Origin of the sequence: Nocardia sp. NPDC019395, from assembly GCF_040632335.1 — a bacterium.
Lineage (GTDB): Bacteria > Actinomycetota > Actinomycetes > Mycobacteriales > Mycobacteriaceae > Nocardia.
The window spans coordinates 348,929-370,824 of sequence record NZ_JBEYBT010000002.1 but is presented as its reverse complement, the minus strand read 5'-3'; the positions used below and the strand labels follow the sequence as shown (position 1 = coordinate 370,824).

Here is a 21,896-nt window from a genome sequence, read left to right as displayed (position 1 = left end):
AGCAACGCGCCCGCGCCGCACTCGTATACCCGGCCGGTACGGTCCTGGTTTCGCAGGTTCCGGGCTGCCCACACTCGTCTGCCACACCGGTGGCCCCCGGTCGGCACCACCCTGGCGGTGGGTACCGGCACGATACTGTCGCTCACCCCGGGCCTGCTCCCCCGCTCCGCCGCCGCGCAGGTCGCGCTCACCTCGCTGCTGGTGGTCGCGCTTCTCGGCATCGCGCGGCTCGCCCGGATCGGCCTACGCCACCTACGCCGCGACGATCCGGTGCCGGACCGACCGCGTCCGGTATCCACCGGCAGGCTCGGCAAGCCGAACGCCGGTGGTACGGCATCCGGCACCCGGACTCCGGGCGGGCCCGCGGGTCCGGCACCCGATCGGCGACGTCCGGTTTTCGCCGCCGCGGCGATCGGCATTGCCGGTGCGGCAGCGCATGCGGCCGAATGGCAGAACACGCTGCGCGACTCGATGGAGGTCGCGCGGACAGGACCCGCGTACTGGTTCTCCTGGGCGGTCGGCACCGTACTGCTCACCGTGACTCTGGTAACCGCGAGGTCCGGGATCGGCCGGTTGTCGCGGCGGATCGGCTGGGCGCGGGGGTTGGTGATGGCGGTGGTCGCCGCCCTCCCGGTGGCCCTTCTCGGGGTCCCCGCCTTCGGCGGATCGAGCAGTCAGGGTCATTCCGCCGACACTGCCCTGGTCCGGCCGGCGGCGGTGACCCGATCCGGTAGCACCGATTCGATGGTGACCTGGACTTCCCTCGGCCGGGAGGGGCAGCGGTTCGTCACGACCGGCCCGTCCGCGGCGGTGCGGGTCTACGTCGGCCTGCGATCCGCGCCCGATCTCGCGGCCCGGGCCGCACTGGCTGTCCGGGAACTCGACCGCGCCGGTGGTTTCGACCGCTCACATCTGGTGGTGGCCGTACCTACCGGTTCCGGGTGGGTCGACGCGCACGCACTGCGCGGTTTCGATACCCGGTTCGGTTCCGATGTCGCGGTGGTCGCGCTGCAGTATTCGAACCTGCCCAGTTGGGCGACCTTCGTCCTCGGCCGGGATTCCGCGACCGCGTCCGCCCGGGCGCTGCTGGCCGCCATCGAGGAACATACGGCGACACTGCCGCATCCGCCGCGGTTGTATGTGTACGGGCAGAGTTTGGGCGCGCTCGGTGGTAGCGAACTATTCGCCGGAGCTGGTGACCAGAACCGCCGGGTGTGCTCGGTACTGTGGGCGGGGCTTCCCGGCGGCGGTGGTCCGCCGCCCGGGGCCCGGTCGGCAGTATTGGCCAATACCTCCGACCCGGTGGTGCACTGGTCACTCGATCTACTGTGGCGCCCACCCGACCTGACCGCGACCCGCCGCGACGCCCCGACCCCTGGCTGGCTGCCCGTGGCGAGTTTCATACAGACCACCGCGGATCTGATCGGCGCGCTCGGCACAGCGCCCGGCCATGGTCATCGGTACGGCATCGATCAAGGCACCGACCTGCCCGCGTGCGCGGACAACGATGCATAGCGGACCCTTGCCGCGATAGTTTGCCAGCCGGATGCGGGCAGACGCCGCGAGTTCGGAGGCATCCCGAGGCTGAGAGCTCCGTTCGGCCACGCACAGGAACTGTGTTTAAGGTGTCCCACCATGGCTTCACCCAGTAACGACCACCCGCGCCGGAAGCGGCGCTGGTTCCGGCGGATTTCGCCGCCCGCGCTCGCCGGTGCCGCGCTGCTGAGTCTGGCGATCCCGCTGGTGTCGGCACCCGCGTCCGAGGCCGTCGGTTTCGACGGTTCGGTCTCGGGTCCCGCCGGGCTGGCGGTGGTGGATCTGACCTCGGGGGGCCCGGGTATCTCCGCCGAATCGGTGATACCGCGTGATTTCGCGAGCTACTCCGGCTATGAGCCCGTCGTCCGGCAGGGCCTGCTCGTGGCGCCGGACGGCAACTGCTCGTCGCCGGTCGAGCTGCCGCCGGAATTCGATACCGCCTGTATGGCCCACGACCTGGGGTACGACCTACTCCGTTACGCCGACCGCACCGGCGCCCCGCTGGGTCCGTGGGCCCGGCGGGCATTGGATCAGACCCTCGGTGTGCGGCTGCACCAGGCCTGCGACGCGCACGCCGAGCCGATGGTCCGGACCCGCTGTGAAACCTTCGCCGGGATCGCGGCGACCGCGGTGGAGCTGAATTCCCGCCGCCAGCACTACGGGGTCCCGGTGGTGGAGACCTTCACACAGGCGGCGACCCAGGCCGCCACCGAGCACCCGACCCAGCCGTGGCTGCTGCGCGCGGCCGCTCTCGGATTGGCGGCGGTTGCCGGGCTGGCGTTCGGTATCCGGCGGTTGCACCGGCGCGTCCGCCGCTCGGCGGTTACCGGCGCCGGCGATCGACTCCGCCTACCGGTACGTCCCGGCGATATTGCGGCTCCGATGTACAGCGCCCGGCGCCCGTGGCGGGTCGTGCCCGGCCTGGTGCGGTTACCAGTGGAGGCGCCCCCGCTACCGCATATCCCGTTACTACCGGGGGCAGGTAAATCGCCGGGCCGAACCACCAGTTGACCCTACCTGTAACACGTTCTAATTTGGGGACGTGCTTGTTGTGGACGATGTGGTCGAAGTGGACGCCCCTGCCGATGTCGTATGGGCGGTGCTGACCGATTTCGACCGGTACGGCGACTGGAATCCGTTCATCAGTCGCTGCCGGGCGGAACTGACCGTCGGCGCGCCGATCGATATGCGGGTCCAGCAGCTGGCGCCCCGGCCGATCCCGATGCGCGAATGGATCCGCAGCGTCACACCCGGCCGGGAATTCGGCTACTCCATGAAATCGCTCCCGCTGGGCGCACTGCGCAGCAAGCGCCTCCATACGCTGACCCCGCTCGCCGGTGACCGCACTCGCTACGAATCGCATTTCGAACTCGCCGGCTGGCTGGCGCCGCTGGTCGGTCTGCTGTTCGGCCGTGGATTCCGCCGCGGCTTTCCCGGTATGACCACCGCTGTGGAACGCGAAGCCGAACGCCGGCACGCGGCCTGAGTCGACGGTCGCCGGCCGCCACCGGCAGCCGCGCGGAGGTCACCTCGATACACCACGGGCGGTGACCCGTCCCCGGATCACCGCCCGTGACCACATTCCGTGGTCCGCTACCGCGCCTCAGACGATCGCGCCACGCGCTGCCTCGTAGGCCGCGCCGACCCGGTACAGCCGGTCGTCGGCCAGCGCGGGCGCCATGATCTGCAGACCCACCGGCATCCCGTCGTCGCGGCTGAGGCCGGACGGTACCGACATCGCCGGATGACCGGCCAGGTTGGTGGGCAGCGTGCACAGGTCCGACAGGTACATCGCCAGTGGATCGTCGACCTTCTCGCCCAGCTTCCACGGGGTGAACGGGCTGGTCGGCGAGATGAGCACATCGACCTGTTCGTAGGCCTTCTCGAAATCGCGCGCGATCAGCGTGCGCACCTTCAGCGCCTGCCCGTAGTAGGCGTCGTAGTACCCGGCGGACAGCGCGTACGTGCCGAGCATGATGCGCCGTTTGACCTCCGGACCGAACCCGGCGGCCCGGGTGGCGGCCATGACCTGTTCGGCACTGTGGTTACCGTCGTCGTCGACCCGCAACCCGTAACGCATGGCGTCGAATCGGGCCAGGTTGGACGAGACCTCACTGGGCAGGATCAGGTAGTACGAGGGCAGCGCGTACTCGAAGTGCGGGCAGGACACCTCCACCACTTCCGCGCCGAGATCCTTCAGCACTCCCACAGCGGCGTCGAAGGAGGCGAGCACACCCTGCTGGTAGCTGTCGGAATGCAGTTCCTTGACCACTCCGATCTTCACACCGCGCAGATCACCGGCCGCGCCCTTCCGGGCGGCCTCGACCACAGCCGGGACCGGCACATCCCGGGAGGTGGAATCACGCGGATCGTGCCCGGCGATCACCTCGTGCAGCAGCGCGGTATCCAGCACCGTCCGCGCGCACGGACCACCCTGATCGAGTGAGGACGCGCACGCGACCAGTCCGTACCGCGAGACGGTGCCGTAGGTGGGCTTGGTTCCGACGGTCGCGGTGACCGCGGCCGGTTGCCGGATCGACCCGCCGGTATCGGTGCCGATCGCCAGCGGCGCCTGGTAGGAGGCCAGGGCCGCCGCCGAACCGCCACCGGAGCCACCGGGGATGCGCCCGGTGTCCCACGGATTCTTGGTCGGCCCGTAGGCGGAGTTCTCGGTGGACGATCCCATCGCGAATTCGTCCATATTGGTTTTGCCCAGAATCGGGATACCGGCGGCACGCAACCGGCTGGTCAGCGTCGCGTCGTACGGCGCCACCCAGCCTTCGAGAATTTTCGACGCGCACGTGGTGGGCATATCGGTCGTGGTGAACACGTCCTTGAGCGCCAGCGGCACCCCGGCCAGCGGCGACGCGGGAGCGTTCCCGGCGCCGATCGCGGCATCGACCTCGGCCGCGGCGGCCAGCGCCTGCTCGCCGGCGACGTGCAGGAAGGCGTGGTATTCACCGTCGACCTCGGCGATCCGGTCCAGATGCGCCCGGGTCACCTCCACCGAGGACACTTCCCGGCCGTGGATCTTGCCGGCGAGCTCGGCCGCGCCGAGCTCGGTCAATTCGGCGCTCATGCTGTCTCGATTGCTCATGGACGAGGGCCCTCCGTGGTTATGCTGCGCTGCCTCTTCGGGCCTGACTCGCTCATTCGCCCTCTCCCAGAATCTGCGGAACCAGGAACCGCTGCTCTTCGCTGGCGGGTGCGCCGGACAGCGCCTGATCGGGGCTGAGCCCGGGCCGCACCTCGTCGGCGCGGGTCACATTCGTCACCGGATCGGGCGACGCGGTGGCCGGAACGTCGGCGGCGGCAACCTCGGAGATGGTCTGCACATGGCTGAGGATCGAATCCAGCTGTCCGGCGAACTGATCGAGTTCGGCCTCGGACAGGGCGAGCCTGGACAGCCGGGCGAGGTGCGCGACCTCGTCGCGGGAGATGGCGGTCACCGCGAACCCCTTTCGGCGATAGTTCGGATTACAGATCACGAGCACCGAACAGCCTAATGGTGCCGCCGATCGGGGACGGTCGCGAGGCCTCCACTACCTGTGCCGGGCGGTCGGAGCGCACAATTCGAGTCGAGAACCTTCCGTAATGGGTGTAAGGATGGGCAGACCGGGTATCCGTTGATAGCCTCGGCCGCTGAAGGAAAGGGAAACGCACGTGTCATATCTGCTCCGCGTGCAACTTCCGGATCGTCCGGGAAGTCTCGGATCACTAGCAGTGGCGCTCGGCACCGTCGGCGCCGATATCCTCTCGCTGGACGTGGTCGAGCGCGGCGCCGGATTCGCGGTCGACGACCTGGTGGTCGAGATCGCCCCGGGCGCCCTTCCCGATACCCTCATCACCGCCGCGGAATCACTCGGCGATGTGCGCGTCGATTCGATCCGTCCCTATTCGGGCGTGCTCGACACCCACCGCGAACTCGAACTCATCGATAACGTGGCCAATGCGCGCGACGACCGGTTACAGGTGCTGGTCGACGGTATTCCCCGGGTGCTGCGGGTCGGCTGGAGCACCGTGCTCGATATCGGAGCGCAGGGCGGCTACCGGGTGGTCGGCAGTCAGAGCGCACCGCAGACCCAGGCCGGTTCGGTGCCCTGGATGCCCTTGCAGAAACCGACCGCCCTCGACGCCGAGGCGGACTGGGTGCCCGAGATCTGGCGCGATATGGATACCAAACTGGCCGCCGCGCCGCTGGGCCCGTCCAGTAAGGCGCTGCTGCTCGGCCGTCCCGGCGGACCCGATTTCCGGCCGTCGGAGATCGCGCGCCTCGGCTATCTCGCCGGAATCGTGGCCACCGTCCTGGGCTGACCCCCGGCGCCGGAACCTCACCGTTCCAGGGCCCGGCGCGATCCGATTCGACCGCTATTTCCCGGTGCCCGGCTCGATGATCCGCCACCTGTCCGGTTTGCCGGGCGGATAGGCGACGGTGAGAGTGTCGCCGATGGCCGGCCAGTAGGCGGCATCCCAGACCAGGCGTCCGTACACCACGGTCCCCGGTTCGGACGGGCCGGAGAGATTGCCGGTGATGGTGACGAACTGCTCGCCCATCGCCTCCGGCCGCGGGCTCACCCCGGTGAGGTACAGCGATCCGACCTCCGCGTCCTGGGGCAGCGCGGTACCGCGCCGTCCACGGAAGACCAGGACCAGCATTCCCACCAGTGCGGCCACCATGATCGCCAGCATCGCGAATTCCAGCACTCCTCCATGCTATGCGCACCCGCCGCCCGAACTCCGCAATGCACGCGCTGCGTACCTCCGGCCCGGCCCCGCGATACCGCGCCGCCGACCCGAAGTCGCACACCCTGTCCGGCATCGTGTGCCGAGGCGCGGACCCGAACGGCGGATTGCCCGAATGAAACCCGCTGTGGCGACGAAAGATCGGCCGCACCCCCGGGAAACCATGATTTGTGCGAGACCGGCTGCCTCCGCGCATCAGGCAGCCGCCACGGGGTATTCCGGTGTTATCGGATGTGGAAGGAAACGATCGACATGCCGAACTCATCGATCCGGACAGGTGCCACCGGCAGCAGGATAGTCAGCCTCCTGATCCTCGTGTGGTTCGTGGCGGGCCTACTCGCCACCTGGCAGCGCGGCTACCTGAACGAACCACCGACCCACTGCTCCCATATCGCGACACTGGCCGTCAACATCATCGCCGGGCCACTCAACTACGTGGGCCTCAACCCGAAAATGGGCTGCACACTGCCGGAACCCAGTACGTAGACCGGAATTCCGGCGGCCGGCTCCTCAGAACACCGTGAGTGTGCTGGCGCCGGAACCGGACCGCCGGACGGTCCAGACACCGGTGCGGGTTCGTGCCGAGCGACCGTTCCCGCGGTCGACGAGGGCACGATCGCCGGTGCTGTACACCAATTGCGCACCGCGAGTGTTGGTTTCCGGATTCTGGAACAGCTGCACCAGGCGGTCGGCCTCCTCGACGGTCAGTTGCGCGCCGATATCGTCCACCACGAGCACTCGTCCCGCGTCGAGCGCGTCGAGCACCACCGGGAGCAGCCGCAGCAGCGCCAGGGTCGCCGATGATTCCTCGGCCAGCGTGAAAACCGGTTCCACACCGGTATGCACCAGGCGCAGCCCGACCCCGCGCCGGGCGACCATTCGCGTGTACAGCGCATCTCGGGCATTGCGCATATTGGTCAGCTCGCGCGCCAGCTGCGCCGGTGTCAGCCCGCTGTCCTGTTCCAGCTGCGCCGCGTAGGCGGGGGAACCGGCCGCCCGATCGGTCTGTTCGGTCAGCGCGGAGATATCGGCATCGAGGTCGCGCAGGTAATCGGCGTAGCCGGGATCGTTCTGCGCGATGAGCAGGTCCGTGATCCCGAGGTCGGCGGATTGCAGCAGAGTCAGCAACCGGGCCGCGTTCTCGGTGGACCGTGACAGATGCGAACCCACCCGGCGCTCGGTCGATTCGATATCGCCGGTACCGCGCAGCACCTCGAGCATGGTTTCGAACCAGCGGTAGGCGGGCACCAGCGCCTCGGCGTACATCTGCCCGGCCAGGCTCAACAGCAGCGCGTTGGGGCGCACCAGCGGTATCAGCGCGGTGATCCCGAACCGGGCGGCCTCGAACATCGGCCCGACCCGCACCGCCTCACCCTCACGTTCGAAAACGATCCGTTTCCGCGAACGCGGGTGACTGTAGAGCCATTCGGCCGCGATCTCGGCGGCATCCAACCGGAACCCGTATGTGTACGGGGTTTCCTCCGCGACGAATACCACCTCGAATTCGGAGGGACGCCCGGTGTGGCCGAGATGCGGGGACCGCTCGGGTCCGGCGTAGGGGTCCCAGCCGGTCACCGAGCGCAGGACCGCGTCGCGCATATGCCCCAGTGCGTCGACCAGATTCGATTTACCGGCCGCCGGGCCGCCGTGCACCGCGGTCACCGGCACCGCCACCGGCGCATTGCCGCGGGTCAACCGCAGTTCCTGTAGGTCGGCCAGCGATTTGTGGTTGGACACCCGAAAACTGCGCAGCATCCCACCATCCTGCCGTGCTGTCCCCGGACCACGCAGTGCCGGATCGGCACGGCGTGTACCGGCGGGTGATCGTCGATGCGTCACGGGTCGCAGGCATCCGGTCATACCTGTAGCAGAAGCGTTCTGACCTGCGATATATGGGTGCGGGGGACGGTAGATGTTTCGACCGCCGGAGGGAGGTGAGACCAATGGGTTCGTTCGGACTCGATTTCGGCGCCGGCCTCGACCTGTTCCTGAAATGGCTCCGCGTCACATTCGGACTGGACTTCGGCATGAGCTGACCGCCGTGCGGTGATATCCGGGGAAGGACGCCGGACTCACCAGCCCCCCGCGGTATCCGCTTCCGGGCTGGTGTCGTCCGGCATCCGCACCGCATCCGGACCGGATTCGAGCAGCGTACGAAAACCGTCCTCGTCGAGGATCGGGACACCGAGTTCCTCGGCCTTGGCAGCTTTGGAACCGGGGGAATCGCCGATCACCACGAAGGCCGTCTTCTTCGACACCGATCCGGCGGCCTTCCCACCGCGCTGCAGGATCGCTTCCTTGGCGCCGTCCCGGGAATACCCCTGCAACGATCCGGTGACCACGATCGACAGGCCCTCGAGGTTGCGTGGAATCGACTCGTCGCGTTCGTCGGCCATCCGGACCCCGGCCGCCCGCCATTTGTCCACGATGGCGCGATGCCAATCGACGGTGAACCATTCCGCGACCGCCGTGGCGATGGTCGGCCCGACACCTTCGGCTCCGGCGAGTTCTTCCAGCGAGGCCTGTTCGATCCGCTCCAGGCTGCCGAACTCGGCGGCCAGTGCCCGCGCCGCCGTGGGCCCGACATGCCGGATGGACAGTGCGACCAGCACCCGCCACAGCGGCACGTCCTCGGCGGCGGCGAGGTTGTCGAGTAATCGGTGGCCGTTCGCCGAGAGGCTGCCGTTCTTGTTCACGAACAGCCTCACGTTCCGCAGGCGCTCGGCGTCGAGATCGAACAGATCACCCTCGTCGGTGATCGCACCCGAATTCAGCAGCGCGATCGCCGCCTCGTACCCCAGTGCCTCGATATCGAAGGCACCGCGACCGGCCACGTGGAAAACCCGCTCACGCAGCTGGGCGGGGCAGGTTCGCTGGTTGGGGCAGCGGATATCGGCGTCGCCTTCTTTTTCGTAGGCGAGCTCGGTCCCGCATTCCGGGCAGTGCGTCGGCATCACGAATTCGCGCTCGTCCCCGGAGCGGGCGTCCACCACCGGCCCCAGCACCTCCGGGATCACATCGCCCGCTTTCCGGATGGTGACGGTATCCCCGATCAGGACCCCCTTGCGCACCACCTCGGCCGCGTTGTGCAGGGTCGCCATCGACACCGTGGATCCGGCGATGACCACCGGTTCCATCACCGCGAAAGGTGTGACACGGCCCGTCCGCCCGACATTCACCGCGATATCGCGCAGTTTCGTGGTGGCTTCCTCGGGCGGGTATTTGTAGGCGATCGCCCAGCGCGGCGCCCGCGAAGTGGAACCGAGCCGGCGCTGCAACAGCAGTTCGTCGACCTTCACCACCAGGCCGTCGATCTCGTGCTCGATATCGTGCCGGTGCTCCGCCCAGTACGCGACCCGGTCCAGCACCGCGCCGATACCGCTGACCAGTTCGGTATGCGCCGAAACCGGCAGACCCCAGGCCGCCAGCGCCCGGTAGGCCTCGTGCTGGGACGCGGGAGTGAAGCCCTCGGTGCGCCCCAACCCGTGGCAGATCATCCGGAGCCGCCGCCGGGCGGTGACCGCCGGATCCTTCTGCCGCAGCGAACCGGCGGCGGTATTGCGCGGATTCGCGTACGGCGCCTTGCCTTCCGCCACGATCGCCGCATTGAGCGTTTCGAAATCCTCGAGCCGGAAATACACCTCGCCACGAACTTCCAGTAGTTCGGGGATCGGGAATTCCGCCGTGCCGGTGAGTTCGCCCGGTATGTCCTCGATGGTCCGGGCGTTCAGTGTGACGTCCTCACCCGTTCGCCCGTCGCCGCGGGTGGCTCCACGGGCCAGCTTCCCGTTGCGATAGACGAGGTTCAGCGCCACCCCGTCGATCTTCACCTCGCACAGATAGTGCAGATCCGGCCCGGTCTCCTCCTCGACCCGCGCCGCCCACGCCCGCATATCCGCCTCGGAGAACGCGTTGTCCAGCGAGAGCATCCGCTCGAGATGATCGACCGCGGTGAAATCGGTGGCGAACCCGCCGCCCACCAGCTGGGTCGGCGAATCGGGTGTCCGCAGATCGGGGTACTTCTCCTCCAGCGCCAGCAACTGCTGGAACAACCGGTCGAATTCGCCGTCGGAGATGATCGGGGCGTCGCGGACGTAGTACCGGAATTGATGTTCGCGCACCGTATCGGCGAGTTCCTGCCAGTGCGTCCGTTCTTCCCCGGCGGCCGGTGCGGGCGCGGTTTCGCCGGTGGCGGTATCCCGTTCGATGGGGTTTCCGGTCTCACTCACATCAGGCAGATTAGTCCAGGCCACCGACACTACGGGTCACCATAAACGCACGTCGCCGCCTGTTCCGCCGGATCGAGGTAGCCGATCGTTTCGCGCGGCCCGGCGGGCACGGACCGCCGGGCCGCACCACGATCACTCTCAGCCGGTCCGCACCGCCGACTGTTATTGCGGGACGAGCGATTCCGGATCGCGAACGAAGGCCTGCGCGGTGTCGGAGGCCAGGCGCAGCGCATCCCGGGCCCAGGCCACCGGTGCGCCGGCCAGTCCACAGGCGGGGCTCACTGTCACCCGGTGAGCCAGGTCGGCCCGGGGAAAGCCCAGCCGGTCCATGAGACGTACGCCTGATTCGGCGATGTCACGCCAGGCCACCGGCTTACCGGGCCGGGCGGTGGGCACCATACCCAGTACGAGGATCTTGCCCCGGTCGAGAGCCTCACCCACCGCGTCGAGCCCGGCTGTACCGGAGAGTGTCGCGAGATCGAAACCGAGCGCGTCGGCCCGGGACCTGCCCAGGAAGCCCAGCGGCGGCCGGTCCGCGCAGGTGTGCACCAGCGTCGGCACCCGCTGCGGTGCCAGGACCGCGTCGAGGATGGACAGGGCTTCCGGTTCGGGCACAGCGGCGACCGTATTGAGCACACTCGCACCGCGGAGCGACCCGTTCAGCACATCGGCCAGGGATGGTTCGTCCAGCTGCAGTACGACCTCGGCCTCGAGCCGGGCCCCGACCTCGGCGATATGCGCCGCCAGCCCCTCGGCCAGCGAATCCGCCAGATCGCGCACGGCACCCCGATCGGTGAGCACCCGGTGTCCGCCCGGCAGCTCCACCTGCGCCGCCAGCGTCAGCGGGCCGGCGGCCTGCACCTTCACCATGCGACCGGACCCGCGCAGCCCGGCGTTCTCCCAGGCTTCCTGCAGTGCGTCCAGGTCGGTGCGCAGCAGATCGTGTGCCCGCCGCGATACCGCTCCCGGCCGGGCGGCCAGCCGGTAGCCGCGCGGTGTGGTGTCGAAACGCATATCGACCAGCAGTGCCGAGACCCGCCCGACGGTATCCGCGCCCACGCCCCGCGCCGGCAGTTCCACCAGATGCGGTAGCCCGGGCAGTTCACCGACGATCACCGCGGCGGCCTCCCGCGGATCGGTCCCCGGCCACGATCCGACCCCCGTCGCCACCCCTACCGGGAAATCGGCTGGGGTCATCGGGGCGCGCCGGCCGGTGCCGTACGCGCGGTGGCGGCGATCGTCCCGCTGCCGAGCACCGCGTCACCCGCGGCGTCCGGCCGGTAGAGCACGGCCGCCTGACCGCGCGCGACACCACTGAGCGGTTCGTGCAACCGCACCAGCATCCCGTCGCCCACTGCCTCCGCGGTGGCGGGAGCCATACCACCGTGCGCCCGTACCTGGACAACACAGTCGACGGGGCCCTCGGGCGCCGATCCGCTGGTCCATACGGCACGATCGGCTTCGATGGACCACACCTGCAGGTCGTCGGCCGGACCCACGTGCACGGTTCCGGAATCCGGATCGATCTCGGTGACGTAGCGCGGTTTCCCGTCCGGTCCGGGACCGGGCAGGCCGAGCCCCTTGCGCTGGCCGATGGTGAACCCGTGCACACCGTCGTGCCGGCCCAGCTCGGCACCCTCGGGATCGACGATCGCACCCGGCCGGATACCGATCTTCGCGCCCAGAAACGCCTGCGTGTCACCGGAGGGAATGAAGCAGATGTCGTGGCTGTCCGGCTTGTTCGCCACGGCCAGGCCCCGCTCGGCGGCCTCGGCCCGGATCTCCGGTTTGGGGGTGTCGCCCACCGGGAACATCGCCCGCCGCAACTGCTCCGCGGTCAGCACTGCGAGCACATAAGACTGGTCCTTGTCCGCGTCCACGGCCCGGCGCAGCACGCCGTCGGCGAGCCGGGCGTAGTGCCCGGTGACCACCGCGTCGAAGCCGAGGGCCACCGCCCGGTCGGCCAGCGCGGAGAACTTGATCTTCTCGTTGCATCGCAGGCACGGGTTCGGCGTTTCGCCCGCGGCATAGGCGGCGACGAAATCGTCGATCACGTCTTCTTTGAACCGGTCCGCGAAATCCCAGACGTAGAAAGGGATCCCCAGCACATCCGCGGCCCGGCGGGCGTCACCCGCATCCTCCTTGGAGCAGCAGCCACGCGACCCGGTGCGCAACGTGCCGGGCGCGGACGACAGCGCCAGATGCACCCCGACCACCTCGTGTCCGGCGTCGACGGCCCGTGCCGCCGCCACCGCGGAATCGACTCCACCACTCATCGCGGCGAGTACGCGCATACGCTACGCACCTCCTCTCGCACCGGCCAGGCCCGCGGCCCTGGCTCGTTCCACCACTTGCGGTAACACTTCCAGCAGGGCATTGATATCGGATCGCCGCGAGGTGTGTCCAAGGGAAAACCGCAGCGAACCGCGCGCTTCCCGGGAACCGACCCCCATGGCGATCAGGACATGACTCGGCGAGGCGACCCCGGCAGTACACGCCGAACCGGTCGAACATTCGACACCCGCCGCGTCCAGCAGCATGAGCAGCGAATCCCCTTCGCACCCCGGAAAGGTGAAATGCGCGTTACCCGGTAACCGGCGGTCGTCGTGCGGACCGTTGAGCACCGCGTCCGGGACGGCCTGCCGCACACCGGCGATCAGTTCGTCCCGCAACTCGGTCAATTCCTTTGCCCGGAATTCCATTTCCACCACGGTCTGGCGCAGCGCCGCGGCCAGCCCGACCGCCGAGGCCACATCGGAGGTGCCGGATCGGAGGTCCCGCTCGTGCCCACCGCCGTGCAGCAGCGGAACACATCCGACCTGCCGCCCCAGCAGCAATACGCCCACACTGTGCGGGCCGCCCAGTTTATGACCGGCGAAACTCGCCGCGGCCAGGCCGCTGGCTCCGAAATCGATGGGCAGCTGCGCCGCGGCCTGCACCGCGTCGCTGTGCATCGGCACACCGGCCGCACGCGCCAGCGATGCCAGCTCCTGAATCGGCTGGACCGCACCGACCTCGTTGTTGGCCCACATCACGGTCACCAGGGCGACCTCGTCGGGGTCGTCGGCCAGTTCGGCGCGCAATGTCTCGGGCGAGACGATCCCGTCGGCATCCACCGGCAACCAGGTGACCTGCGCGCCCTCGTGCCGTTCCAGCCATTCCACGGCGTCCAGCACCGCATGATGCTCGGCGGCACCGGCCAGGATCCGGCGACATCGCGGGTCGGCGTCCCGCCGGGCCCAGTAGATGCCCTTGATCGCGAGATTATCGCTTTCGGTGCCCCCGGAGGTGAGGATGACTTCCGACGGCCGGGCCCCCAGGTCCGCGGCGATCGATTCGCGCGCCTCCTCCAGTTGCCGCCGGGCCGTCCGGCCCGATCCGTGCAGCGAGGACGCGTTCCCCACCTGCCCGAAGACAGCGTTCATCGCCTCGATGGCGGCGGGCAGCATCGGTGTGGTCGCCGCGTGATCGAGGTAAACCGTCGTGGGCACACCGTTGACCGCACCCGGGAAAGCCGACTTCATGACCGACAAAGCTTATCCCACCGTTGACCTGCACATCTTCCGGGCATCCTGCCGTGCTCCAGGATTCCCACCCTCGACGAACATCCGTCCGTCCGACGATATTCCCCGGACTCCGCCGGGGAATCGACCGGCTACGGCCGTTCGGCGCCGTCTTCGGGTGTCGCGTCTGCACCCGTCCCGTTCTCGGCCACGGCGCTGGAGAACACCGGCTGGTGCGCGATGCCGGAGGCCGGATAGCTCTCGGGCTCGGCGGGGGTGTGACTGAACAGACTGGGATTGTTCTCGTGCATATCGATACTCCGGTCGTAGATGGTTTTCGCAGCTCACGCGCGTGCGTGGTGATCGCGGACGCGTATCGTCCGTCAGCGAGGGTCCCGCAGGATCTGCGGTTCGGGCCTGCCGCGGCCAAAACGCCCGGCTCGGCGATTCCGCCGACAGGGTCCGGCGCCGGTCCGGTTTTGCACCGGAGGTCCGGAACGAGCGTCTTGAACAGCGCCTGGGTCCCCGATCGGATCCGGTGCTGTGATCGATACTCCTGACTCGGCCCGAGCGGACCGGATTGCGCGTGACCCGGGATTCGCGGCCCGCGCCGGATGGTGCACGGCGTACACGGCCATATCCACCCTACGCGCTACTCCGCGGAGATTCTCTGCGCAGTCGGAGTGCGGTCAGCAGACCACCCACCGGCACGGCCTTGCCGACCCGTGCCGGACCGTCGAATTTACGCTCGGACGCTGTTTCCGGTGCGTCGTCGGATGTCGCGGTCAGCAGACTGTCCGGGAGCGCCAGCTTGTGGATCGTCCGCAGGCTGAGCAGGTGCTGGCGCAGCAGCGACCCCGTTGTGTACGGCAGATCGTATTTTTCGCAGACGGCCCGGACCCGCACGGCGATCTGCGGATATCGGTTACTGGGCAGATCGGGAAAAAGGTGGTGTTCGATCTGATGGGAGAGATGGCCGCTGAGGAAGGCGAGTAGCGGCCCGGCGTCGAAGTTCGCGGTGCCCAGCATCTGCCGCAGGTACCACTGCGCCCGGGTCTCGTTCTCGATGACCGAAGGCGCGAACTTTTCCGCGCCGTCGGGGAAATGACCGCAGGAGATCACCACATAGGCCCAGATATTGCGGACCAGGTTGGCGACGGCGTTCGCGGTCAGCGTGCGGCGCCAGCGGCGGCCACTCAGTGCCGGGAACAGTACGTAGTCCTTGCCCACCTGCCGGGCGATTTTCGCCACCAGCGACCGGACGGAGCCGGCCCCGCCTGCCGGGGCGCGTCCGAACTTCCGTTCGAGGTACCAGCCCTGCGACGCGATCCCCCATTCGAAAGTGGCTGCGAGCAGCAGATTTCGTAGCGGCTGCAAGAGGTGACCGGGTCGCCAGCGTTCGTCGCGTGTCACCCGCATGACGCCGAACCCGATATCGTCGTCCATCCCCAGAACATTGGTGAATACGTGGTGCCGGTAGTTGTGGGCGTGCCGCCACTGTGCGGAGAGCCCGGCCATATCCCACTCCCATGATGTGGAGTGGATTTCCGGATCGTTCATCCAGTCCCACTGGCCGTGGCTGACATTGTGGCCGATCTCCATGTTCTCGATGACCTTCGCCAGCGCCAAGCCACTGGTTCCGGCGATCCAGCCGGTACTCCGGCGGCTGAACCCGATCGTCACCCGCGACGCCGCGTCGAGCGTCCGCTGAAACGCGATCGTGCGGCGGATATACCGTGCGTCGCGGGCCCCGAGCCGGTCCAGCTCGTCCTGCCGGATCTCGGCCAGTTCCTGCCCGAGCGCCTCGACCTCGGCGGCGCTCAGGTGCGCGTACACCGCCACCTGGGTGATCGCCATACTCTTCTGCCCCACATTCCTGGGTAGTCGCCCCGGTTCCGGATCCGGAACCGTCGTGGAACACCGATGACAGTGATCAGCGGTGTGGATTCTGAAGCCGCGACCGAACTGGAGGACTGTCGACGGCGACATCTCCCGGCACGCCCGGTTGAGGCGTCTGTTGATTCGAAGAGCAGAACAGCTTGCTCGACCTGTTCCTGACCACCGTAGCCGTCTTTCCCGGGTCCGTCCCCGCAGGCACCCCGGACGGATACAGCGCGGAGCGTAGGAGTTCAGCCCGCTTACGCAGACCTGTTGAATGTGCCGTTATTTAGCGGTACGGTATCGGTTGTATCAATGAAGCGTTCCAGTCAGCGCTACCGCCCCATCAGCCCACCCCGGGGCGTGACGAGTGAGGACCCCAGCCATGAACCGAAATCCCGCACCTCGCACCCGCCGCCTCGCCGCCCGGATCGCCGCCGTCGCGGCCATCGCCCTGGCGCCGCTGGCAGTCAGCGCCGGCCCCGCTCTCGCCACTCCGGTCACCGCGGCCCCGATCGGTGATTCCCACGATTCCAGCGGCTTCGACAACGACGACAGCTACGGCTCCGGCGCTGACGACCGTGACGGCAACGGCTACGGAAACCACGGCGTCGGCGATAACGGATTCGGCTGGGACGACAACGGGCAGTATGGATATCGCGATCACAACCGGCAGAACTATGACGGCTGGGAGGACGAGTTCAACAGCGGTGGCAACAATCGCGAATCACACGAGGGGTACAGCGGCAACCGTAACCGCGACTACGACACCCCGGTTGATTGGGATCGCGAGAACCACAGCGGCAGCACCCCGAACCAGACCTGGAACGTACCCAACCCGTACATTCCGCCGGCCCCGCCCGCCCTGGTGCCGATGCCACAGGTGCAACTGCCGTTCCTGCCGCCGCTGCCGCTGCCCGGTATCCCCTCCCTCGCCGGCCTTCCCGGCACCGGCAGCGCGTTCTGAGCCCGCTAACCATGTTGCCGTTCATTAACGGCGCATTCGAAAGCGAGACATCAGACAGTCAAATCGGCCGGGCTCGTGGCTCAGGCCCGGCCGAAACCCACATCCGTTCAGGCGGATGCGGCAACCGCCTCCCGCAATTGCCGGCCTGCCGCGGCGAGCACCGCATGCGCGGCATCGGAAAGATCCTCCGCGCGGACCGCCCGTTCACAACGCCGGGCCAGATCCATCCGGTCGTCCCCCGCCGGCTCCACCGGGGCGAGAACGACCTCCGCCGTCAGGCCCCGCGCCCGCAGCACCCGGATCACCGAACCGATCAACGTATCGTCACCCACGAAACCCGGCACGGTCGACCGATGGCCGTGCCTGTCCAGATAACGCAGCCGCACCGGCTGCACCGGAGTCGCCGTATCCACCGCGGCCTGGAATATCGCCGGACGTAGTTTCCCGTAGGCCCGGCCGCACCAGGTGGTGCCCTCCGGGAAGAAACCGATCCGCTCACCGGCGGTCAGCCGCTGACCCACCTGATCCACCACGTCCGGCAGGCGGCGCAATCGCTCCCGTTCTATCGGGATGACCCGCATGATCCGGGCCAGCCGTCCCAGCAGCGGCCATTCGATGAGATCCGCTCGCGCCACGAAAGCGAGCGGCTGCACGGAGGCCAGGACAATGATGTCGGCCCACCCGATATGTCCGCAGGCGACCAGAACACCGGCCCCTGGTTCCGCGAACCGCGGGCGGCCCGGCTCTTCCCGCCGATCCACCACCCGCAGTCGAATACCGCAGCTGCGCAACAGCATTCCCGCGAATTGCCGCTGCACACCCGAACGGCGCGACGGCGGCGTGACCACATGCGCGAACGGATAGGCGGCAAGCACCGACAACGCACCCGCGGCCCGGAATCCCGCCCGCAGCACCCCGACTTCGGCGCTGCGCTGTACGCACCCGGGCCCGCACGGGCTGGCCGGCATCCACGAGTGCTGCGGTAAGGCTGCCTCCGCGACTTCCCGTTCCCGCGTTTTCCCCGGCATCCGCCTCACCGCCCGCCGTCGAAGTTCGCGGCCGCGCCGCGTAACCGGTCCAGGTATCGCGTGTTGATCGTGTCCAGCCCCAGCAGGACCACGAAATCGGCGACGGCGAAATCCGGGTCGTGCGCCGGTTCCCCGCAGATCTCCGCGCCCAGCCGCAGGTAGCCGTTGAGCAGCGGCGGCAGTTTCGGGCGGGCGGGAGCGGGCAGATCGTCGAGCTCGACACCGTCCACCACCACGGGCCGGTACGGCCGGACTCGCTTCTCCGGTGAGCATGCGTGTTTGGCGAGCAGGAAGTCACGCACCCCACGCACATTGACGCCGGCCGGCTCGTCCGGACGGTTGCGCATCGGCACCGACGCGCAGCCCATCACCCAGTCGTATCCGGTGAGCTGGATGTAGTGCAGGATTCCCGCCCACATGAGGGTGAGCACCGAACCGTTGCGATGCTCGGGCACCACACAGGCCCGCCCCATCTCCACGACCCGCATTCCCGCCGGGTCCAGTCGCGTCAGATCGAATTCGGTGGCCGTGTAGTAACCGCCGGCCGCCGCGACCCTGTCCGGTGGCAGCATCCGGTAGCAGCCCACGAATTCGCCGGAGATCTCATCGCGCACCAGCATGTGATCGCAGTGGTCGTCGAATCTGTCCGCGTCCAGCCCGGTACCGGCGTCGGGGATATCGAAACCGGGCTCGCCGGCGAAAACGTTGTACCGCAGGCGCTGTGCCGCTATGCGATGGTCGGTATCGGAGGAGACGATCAGTGCGTAGCGGGACCGGTGATCCTCGTGACCGGCCGGGCGAGCCGGCGCTGTCAGCACGGACGTAATAGCCATGAGGCCAAGGAGGCCAGTTCGACACTGCGCCGGGGCGTCCGCGAAGTGTCGCGGGTATGCCGGTTCGGTTAACGAGATGTAGATCACACCGGGCGTTCACCGGGCAGTATCCGCCCGTTCGCGCGAACACCGGATACGGCACCGGAGTTGGGACAGCCGCAACCTGTCATTCGCCGGCGTCCGGGAAGCGTAGGCGCCGCGGCGGAACCCGGTCGACCGGGTCCGGCCACGGTGCTACGCGTATCTCCGCCGCGGCCGCGCGCGGGCCGCCGGCGCACCCATCAGGCGACGAAGCGTTCGGGTTCGCGCACCCGTTCCAGATGCCGGCGGTCCACCTCCTGGAACCCGGGCCGCCCGGTACCGATGAACGCCACCAGCCACGACAGGACCGCGGCGAAGCGGTTCCGGAATCCCACCAGGTAGAACAGGTGCACGGCCAGCCAGATGAACCAGGCGAACACCCCACGGAAGGTGATCTTGTCGTTCAGCTTCGTCACCGCGCTGAACCGGCTGATCACCGCCATGCTGCCTTTGTCCCAGTACACGAACGGTGTTCCGGGGTGCTTATCGCGGCTGATGATATCGGCGGCGTGCCGCCCTTCCTGCATCGCAACCGGCGACTGTCCCGGATATCCGTTGAGCGAGGTCATATCCCCGATCGCGTAGATATCGGCGTAGCCGCCGACGGTCAGATCAGGGTTGATCAGCAGCCGCCCGGCGCGGTCGGTTTCGCAACCGGTGGCCTCGGCCAGCAGTTTCGCGAAGCCACCGGCCTGCACACCGGCCGACCATACGATCGTCTCGGCCGCGATCTGCCGCTGCTCACCGTCTTTGTCCTTGACCGTGACCTCGCCGTCCTCGATATCGGTGACGAAGGTGCCCAGCAGCACCTCGATACCGCTGCGGGTCAGCGTTTTCTTCGCGTACTCCGACAGCCCGCCGCCGAACGGCGGTAGCACCGCGCCCGCACCTTCCACCAGCGTCACCGATACGTCCTGGTGGTAGTACCGCTTGGCCAGTTCCTTCAACTGCCCGGCCACCTCGACACCGGTCGCCCCGGCGCCGACCACCACGAACGACAGCATCCGCTGCCGGGTTTCCTCGTCCGCGTCTGCGGCTTCGGTGAACACCCGCTGGATCTGGGCACGCAGCAGCCTCGCGTCGTCGATGGTCTTCAGCGAATAGGTCTTATCGGCGAAATCGTCCCGTCCGAAATACGACTGGCTGGCCCCGGTCGCGGCGATCAGCGACCCGTAGCGGATCCGCCGGGCGCCGTCGGGGGTCTGATAGGTGAGGATCGCGGCATCCGGCTCGATATCGGTGACCTGCCCCAGCCGCACATCCGCCTCCTTGTGCCGGCGCAGGATGTTCGCTATCGGGGGCGCGATCTCGTCGGACGCCAACACCCCGGTGGCGACCTGGTACAGCAGTGGCTGGAAGAGATGTTCCGGCGTGCTCGAGATCAGGACATAATCGACACCCGCCTTCGCCAACTGCTTGGCGGCGGCGAGCCCACCGAAACCCGATCCGATGACCACGACGTCCGCGTACTCGACGCCTGCACCGGTTTCCGTGACGTTCTGCATGACGACCTCCTTCACTCATGACTAACCGTCATCCAGAACGCAGATATTTCAGGGTTCAGGGCGCATAATTGAGATGACTCTTATCTGGACTCGTCATGAATGGGGTTGAGATGGAACTTCGCCAGCTCACGTACTTCGTCGCGGTGTGCGAGGAGCTCAGCTTCAGCCGGGCCGCCGCCCGGTGCTTCATCTCACAGTCGGCGATCAGTCATCAGATCGCCCGGCTCGAGCACGACCTGGGCGTCCAGCTCTTCGAACGCTCGACCCGATCGGTCGTCCCCACCGACGCGAGCACAAGGCTACTACCGCTGGCGAAGCAGATGCTAGGTCTGGAATCGGCGATCAGGGCTTCTATTCGCACCACCGGCCCCCGGGTCCGCCTCACCGCGAATATGTCCTTCGCCACACGATCGCTATCGGCTATCGCCGGCGCCCGCGAAACCCATCCCGGCGCGGAGATCGAATTCGTCATCAAACCCTTCCGGCAACGCATCGCCGCCGTATCCGACGGAGACTGCGATCTGGCACTGATCCGCGGCAGTGTGCAACAGGCGGGCCTGATCGTGGAACAGCTCTGGGTAGAGGACCTCACTCTCGCCACCGCCCCCGCACACCCCCTCGCCGGCCGCACCGATGTCACCCTCGCCGAACTCAGCGACTACCCCCTGCTCCTCCCCCCGGAATCCGAGCAGGTACTGATCCACAATGTCATCCGCGCCGCCTTCGCCGATCTCCCCGTCGGCCCCACCTACGGACCACCCATTCCCCCCGACCACACGGCCACCATGGAACTGATCAACCACCCCGACGCGTGGACCGCGCTCTACGCCAACAGTTCCACCGAAGGTATCGCCACCCTCGCCCTGGCCGACCAGCGTCTTCGCATCCCGGTCTCCGCGGTCATCCGCGCCGACACCCGCCGCACTCCCATCCTCACCACCCTGCTGGACGGGTTGCGCGAACACTGAGCGCAGCCTCGCTACCGGACACATCTGTCCGCCATCCGGACGTTATGTGCCCCGGCGGCCGGGCAGTGGCCGCCGGGGCGGGTGGCAGCACCGGTTCGGCGCGGCGTGCCACCGTGAACCCGAGTGGCGAGGGACCACATCCCGGGTTGTCTCGGGCACCGTCGTCCGACGGTGGTCTTTTGTGAGGTTAGTTCCGTTCCCTGTGGCCCAGCTGCGTACCGAGCTGGGAGTCAGCTGGGAACCGGCGGCCTTCCACGGTTCAACCGCAGCAGAACGGATCGTCGCAGGGCTGCCCGACTTCACTGCCGTACGCGACAAAGTTCTCGATCGGCGTCAGCACGGCGGCAACGATGCCGGGTTCCAGCGGCGGCGCCGCCCGGATATCGAGCTTTCCCCAGTTGGCGGGCACTGTCGTGAGGTCGCCGCGGACAGCACCGGCGACGAACAGGGTCCACATGCTGTGGTCCGGGAAGCTGTTCAGACGCAATACCCACCACTGCCCGGCCACCTCGGCAACCAGCGGGAATTTCGGGTTCCCGGTCCCCCGCCACGACGGCCGTGCCTGCATTACATCCCGCGTCATTCCTCCAGTATGGGTTTCTTCAAACCCTGCGCCGATCTCCCT

21 protein-coding genes are annotated in these 21,896 nt (G+C 68.0%); 7 read left to right on the top strand and 14 right to left on the bottom strand.

Annotated elements, in window-relative coordinates; all coding sequences use genetic code 11:
* Positions 1 to 117: 117 nt before the first annotated feature.
* From ABZ827_RS10455 to ABZ827_RS10445, 3 genes are all read left to right on the top strand, one after another.
* Positions 118 to 1,515, top strand: coding sequence for an alpha/beta-hydrolase family protein (locus tag ABZ827_RS10455; protein WP_357235524.1), 1,398 nt, complete (start codon positions 118 to 120; stop codon positions 1,513 to 1,515).
* 120 nt (positions 1,516 to 1,635) lie between these two features.
* Complete coding sequence (locus ABZ827_RS10450) at positions 1,636 to 2,547, top strand: hypothetical protein (RefSeq protein WP_357235521.1); 912 nt, start codon at positions 1,636 to 1,638, stop codon at positions 2,545 to 2,547.
* Between the two features lie 31 nt (positions 2,548 to 2,578).
* Positions 2,579 to 3,022: an SRPBCC domain-containing protein gene (locus ABZ827_RS10445; protein WP_357235518.1), complete on the top strand. Its 444-nt coding sequence runs from the start codon at positions 2,579 to 2,581 to the stop codon at positions 3,020 to 3,022.
* A gap of 117 nt (positions 3,023 to 3,139) precedes the next feature.
* Here the strand turns inward: ABZ827_RS10445 and gatA are convergent, their stop codons facing one another.
* Positions 3,140 to 4,615, bottom strand: a complete 1,476-nt coding sequence (gene gatA, locus ABZ827_RS10440) for an Asp-tRNA(Asn)/Glu-tRNA(Gln) amidotransferase subunit GatA (protein ID WP_357235928.1) — start codon at positions 4,613 to 4,615, stop codon at positions 3,140 to 3,142.
* A gap of 70 nt (positions 4,616 to 4,685) precedes the next feature.
* Positions 4,686 to 4,985 (bottom strand): Asp-tRNA(Asn)/Glu-tRNA(Gln) amidotransferase subunit GatC, encoded by a 300-nt coding sequence (gene gatC / locus ABZ827_RS10435; protein WP_357235515.1) that lies wholly within the window; start codon positions 4,983 to 4,985, stop codon positions 4,686 to 4,688.
* Positions 4,986 to 5,199: 214 nt separating this feature from the next.
* Here gatC and ABZ827_RS10430 point away from each other — a divergent pair, with 214 nt between their 5' ends.
* Complete coding sequence (locus ABZ827_RS10430) at positions 5,200 to 5,850, top strand: amino acid-binding protein (RefSeq protein ID WP_357235512.1); 651 nt, start codon at positions 5,200 to 5,202, stop codon at positions 5,848 to 5,850.
* Positions 5,851 to 5,904: 54 nt separating this feature from the next.
* Here ABZ827_RS10430 and ABZ827_RS10425 read toward each other — a convergent pair whose 3' ends face one another.
* Positions 5,905 to 6,240: a hypothetical protein gene (locus tag ABZ827_RS10425; protein WP_357235511.1), complete on the bottom strand. Its 336-nt coding sequence runs from the start codon at positions 6,238 to 6,240 to the stop codon at positions 5,905 to 5,907.
* Between the two features lie 291 nt (positions 6,241 to 6,531).
* Between ABZ827_RS10425 and ABZ827_RS10420 the strand changes: the two genes are divergently transcribed.
* Complete coding sequence (locus ABZ827_RS10420; protein WP_357235508.1) at positions 6,532 to 6,765, top strand: hypothetical protein; 234 nt, start codon at positions 6,532 to 6,534, stop codon at positions 6,763 to 6,765.
* 24 nt (positions 6,766 to 6,789) lie between these two features.
* On the opposite strand, the gene ABZ827_RS10415 is transcribed toward ABZ827_RS10420, so the two are convergent.
* The 7 genes from ABZ827_RS10415 to ABZ827_RS10385 all read right to left on the bottom strand — a co-directional run bounded on the left by ABZ827_RS10415 (position 6,790) and on the right by ABZ827_RS10385 (position 15,868).
* Entirely contained in the window at positions 6,790 to 8,034 is a 1,245-nt protein-coding gene (locus ABZ827_RS10415; protein WP_357235505.1) for an AAA family ATPase, read from the bottom strand.
* A 317-nt stretch (positions 8,035 to 8,351) separates the two neighbouring features.
* The gene (gene ligA, locus ABZ827_RS10410; protein WP_357235502.1) at positions 8,352 to 10,508 is read right to left on the bottom strand and encodes an NAD-dependent DNA ligase LigA; all 2,157 of its coding nucleotides are present in this window, start codon (positions 10,506 to 10,508) and stop codon (positions 8,352 to 8,354) included.
* A 162-nt stretch (positions 10,509 to 10,670) separates the two neighbouring features.
* Positions 10,671 to 11,705, bottom strand: coding sequence for a methionine synthase (locus ABZ827_RS10405; protein WP_357235500.1), 1,035 nt, complete (start codon positions 11,703 to 11,705; stop codon positions 10,671 to 10,673).
* On the bottom strand, positions 11,702 to 12,802 hold the full coding sequence (mnmA, locus tag ABZ827_RS10400; protein WP_357235497.1) for a tRNA 2-thiouridine(34) synthase MnmA: 1,101 nt from the start codon (positions 12,800 to 12,802) through the stop codon (positions 11,702 to 11,704). Before mnmA ends, ABZ827_RS10405 begins: the two co-directional genes overlap by 4 nt.
* Before the next feature lie 3 nt (positions 12,803 to 12,805).
* Positions 12,806 to 14,032: a cysteine desulfurase family protein gene (locus ABZ827_RS10395; RefSeq protein WP_357235495.1), complete on the bottom strand. Its 1,227-nt coding sequence runs from the start codon at positions 14,030 to 14,032 to the stop codon at positions 12,806 to 12,808.
* 131 nt (positions 14,033 to 14,163) lie between these two features.
* Positions 14,164 to 14,322, bottom strand: a complete 159-nt coding sequence (locus ABZ827_RS10390; protein WP_357235492.1) for a hypothetical protein — start codon at positions 14,320 to 14,322, stop codon at positions 14,164 to 14,166.
* A 334-nt stretch (positions 14,323 to 14,656) separates the two neighbouring features.
* Positions 14,657 to 15,868, bottom strand: coding sequence for an acyl-CoA desaturase (locus tag ABZ827_RS10385; RefSeq protein ID WP_357235491.1), 1,212 nt, complete (start codon positions 15,866 to 15,868; stop codon positions 14,657 to 14,659).
* Between the two features lie 406 nt (positions 15,869 to 16,274).
* Here ABZ827_RS10385 and ABZ827_RS10380 point away from each other — a divergent pair, with 406 nt between their 5' ends.
* Entirely contained in the window at positions 16,275 to 16,856 is a 582-nt protein-coding gene (locus ABZ827_RS10380; protein ID WP_357235488.1) for a hypothetical protein, read from the top strand.
* 107 nt (positions 16,857 to 16,963) lie between these two features.
* Here ABZ827_RS10380 and ABZ827_RS10375 read toward each other — a convergent pair whose 3' ends face one another.
* The 3 genes from ABZ827_RS10375 to ABZ827_RS10365 form a co-directional block, all read right to left on the bottom strand.
* Entirely contained in the window at positions 16,964 to 17,884 is a 921-nt protein-coding gene (locus ABZ827_RS10375) for a lysophospholipid acyltransferase family protein (RefSeq protein WP_357235485.1), read from the bottom strand.
* 5 nt (positions 17,885 to 17,889) lie between these two features.
* Positions 17,890 to 18,717: a GNAT family N-acyltransferase gene (locus tag ABZ827_RS10370; protein WP_357235482.1), complete on the bottom strand. Its 828-nt coding sequence runs from the start codon at positions 18,715 to 18,717 to the stop codon at positions 17,890 to 17,892.
* A gap of 281 nt (positions 18,718 to 18,998) precedes the next feature.
* Entirely contained in the window at positions 18,999 to 20,303 is a 1,305-nt protein-coding gene (locus ABZ827_RS10365; RefSeq protein WP_357235479.1) for an NAD(P)/FAD-dependent oxidoreductase, read from the bottom strand.
* Positions 20,304 to 20,413: 110 nt separating this feature from the next.
* On the opposite strand from ABZ827_RS10365, the gene ABZ827_RS10360 reads away from it, so the two are divergent.
* Positions 20,414 to 21,271, top strand: coding sequence for a LysR family transcriptional regulator (locus ABZ827_RS10360; protein WP_357235476.1), 858 nt, complete (start codon positions 20,414 to 20,416; stop codon positions 21,269 to 21,271).
* Positions 21,272 to 21,530: 259 nt separating this feature from the next.
* Here ABZ827_RS10360 and ABZ827_RS10355 read toward each other — a convergent pair whose 3' ends face one another.
* Positions 21,531 to 21,854 (bottom strand): hypothetical protein, encoded by a 324-nt coding sequence (locus ABZ827_RS10355; protein WP_357235474.1) that lies wholly within the window; start codon positions 21,852 to 21,854, stop codon positions 21,531 to 21,533.
* Positions 21,855 to 21,896 lie beyond the last annotated feature (42 nt).

What these genes read in the sequence shown, in the direction of transcription:
- ABZ827_RS10450 (WP_357235521.1), top strand. Translation starts at nt 1,636, where the DNA reads ATGGCTTCACCCAGTAACGACCACCCGCGCCGGAAGCGGCGCTGGTTC.
- ABZ827_RS10385 (WP_357235491.1), bottom strand. Translation starts at nt 15,868, where the DNA reads ATGGCGATCACCCAGGTGGCGGTGTACGCGCACCTGAGCGCCGCCGAG.
- mnmA (WP_357235497.1), bottom strand. Translation starts at nt 12,802, where the DNA reads ATGCGCGTACTCGCCGCGATGAGTGGTGGAGTCGATTCCGCGGTGGCG.
- gatA (WP_357235928.1), bottom strand. Translation starts at nt 4,615, where the DNA reads ATGAGCGCCGAATTGACCGAGCTCGGCGCGGCCGAGCTCGCCGGCAAG.
- ABZ827_RS10360 (WP_357235476.1), top strand. Translation starts at nt 20,414, where the DNA reads ATGGAACTTCGCCAGCTCACGTACTTCGTCGCGGTGTGCGAGGAGCTC.
- ABZ827_RS10380 (WP_357235488.1), top strand. Translation starts at nt 16,275, where the DNA reads ATGAACCGAAATCCCGCACCTCGCACCCGCCGCCTCGCCGCCCGGATC.
- ABZ827_RS10415 (WP_357235505.1), bottom strand. Translation starts at nt 8,034, where the DNA reads ATGCTGCGCAGTTTTCGGGTGTCCAACCACAAATCGCTGGCCGACCTA.
- ABZ827_RS10405 (WP_357235500.1), bottom strand. Translation starts at nt 11,705, where the DNA reads ATGACCCCAGCCGATTTCCCGGTAGGGGTGGCGACGGGGGTCGGATCG.
- ABZ827_RS10395 (WP_357235495.1), bottom strand. Translation starts at nt 14,032, where the DNA reads ATGAAGTCGGCTTTCCCGGGTGCGGTCAACGGTGTGCCCACGACGGTT.
- ABZ827_RS10365 (WP_357235479.1), bottom strand. Translation starts at nt 20,303, where the DNA reads ATGCAGAACGTCACGGAAACCGGTGCAGGCGTCGAGTACGCGGACGTC.
- ABZ827_RS10355 (WP_357235474.1), bottom strand. Translation starts at nt 21,854, where the DNA reads ATGACGCGGGATGTAATGCAGGCACGGCCGTCGTGGCGGGGGACCGGG.
- ABZ827_RS10420 (WP_357235508.1), top strand. Translation starts at nt 6,532, where the DNA reads ATGCCGAACTCATCGATCCGGACAGGTGCCACCGGCAGCAGGATAGTC.
- ABZ827_RS10370 (WP_357235482.1), bottom strand. Translation starts at nt 18,717, where the DNA reads ATGGCTATTACGTCCGTGCTGACAGCGCCGGCTCGCCCGGCCGGTCAC.
- ABZ827_RS10375 (WP_357235485.1), bottom strand. Translation starts at nt 17,884, where the DNA reads ATGCCGGGGAAAACGCGGGAACGGGAAGTCGCGGAGGCAGCCTTACCG.
- ABZ827_RS10390 (WP_357235492.1), bottom strand. Translation starts at nt 14,322, where the DNA reads ATGCACGAGAACAATCCCAGTCTGTTCAGTCACACCCCCGCCGAGCCC.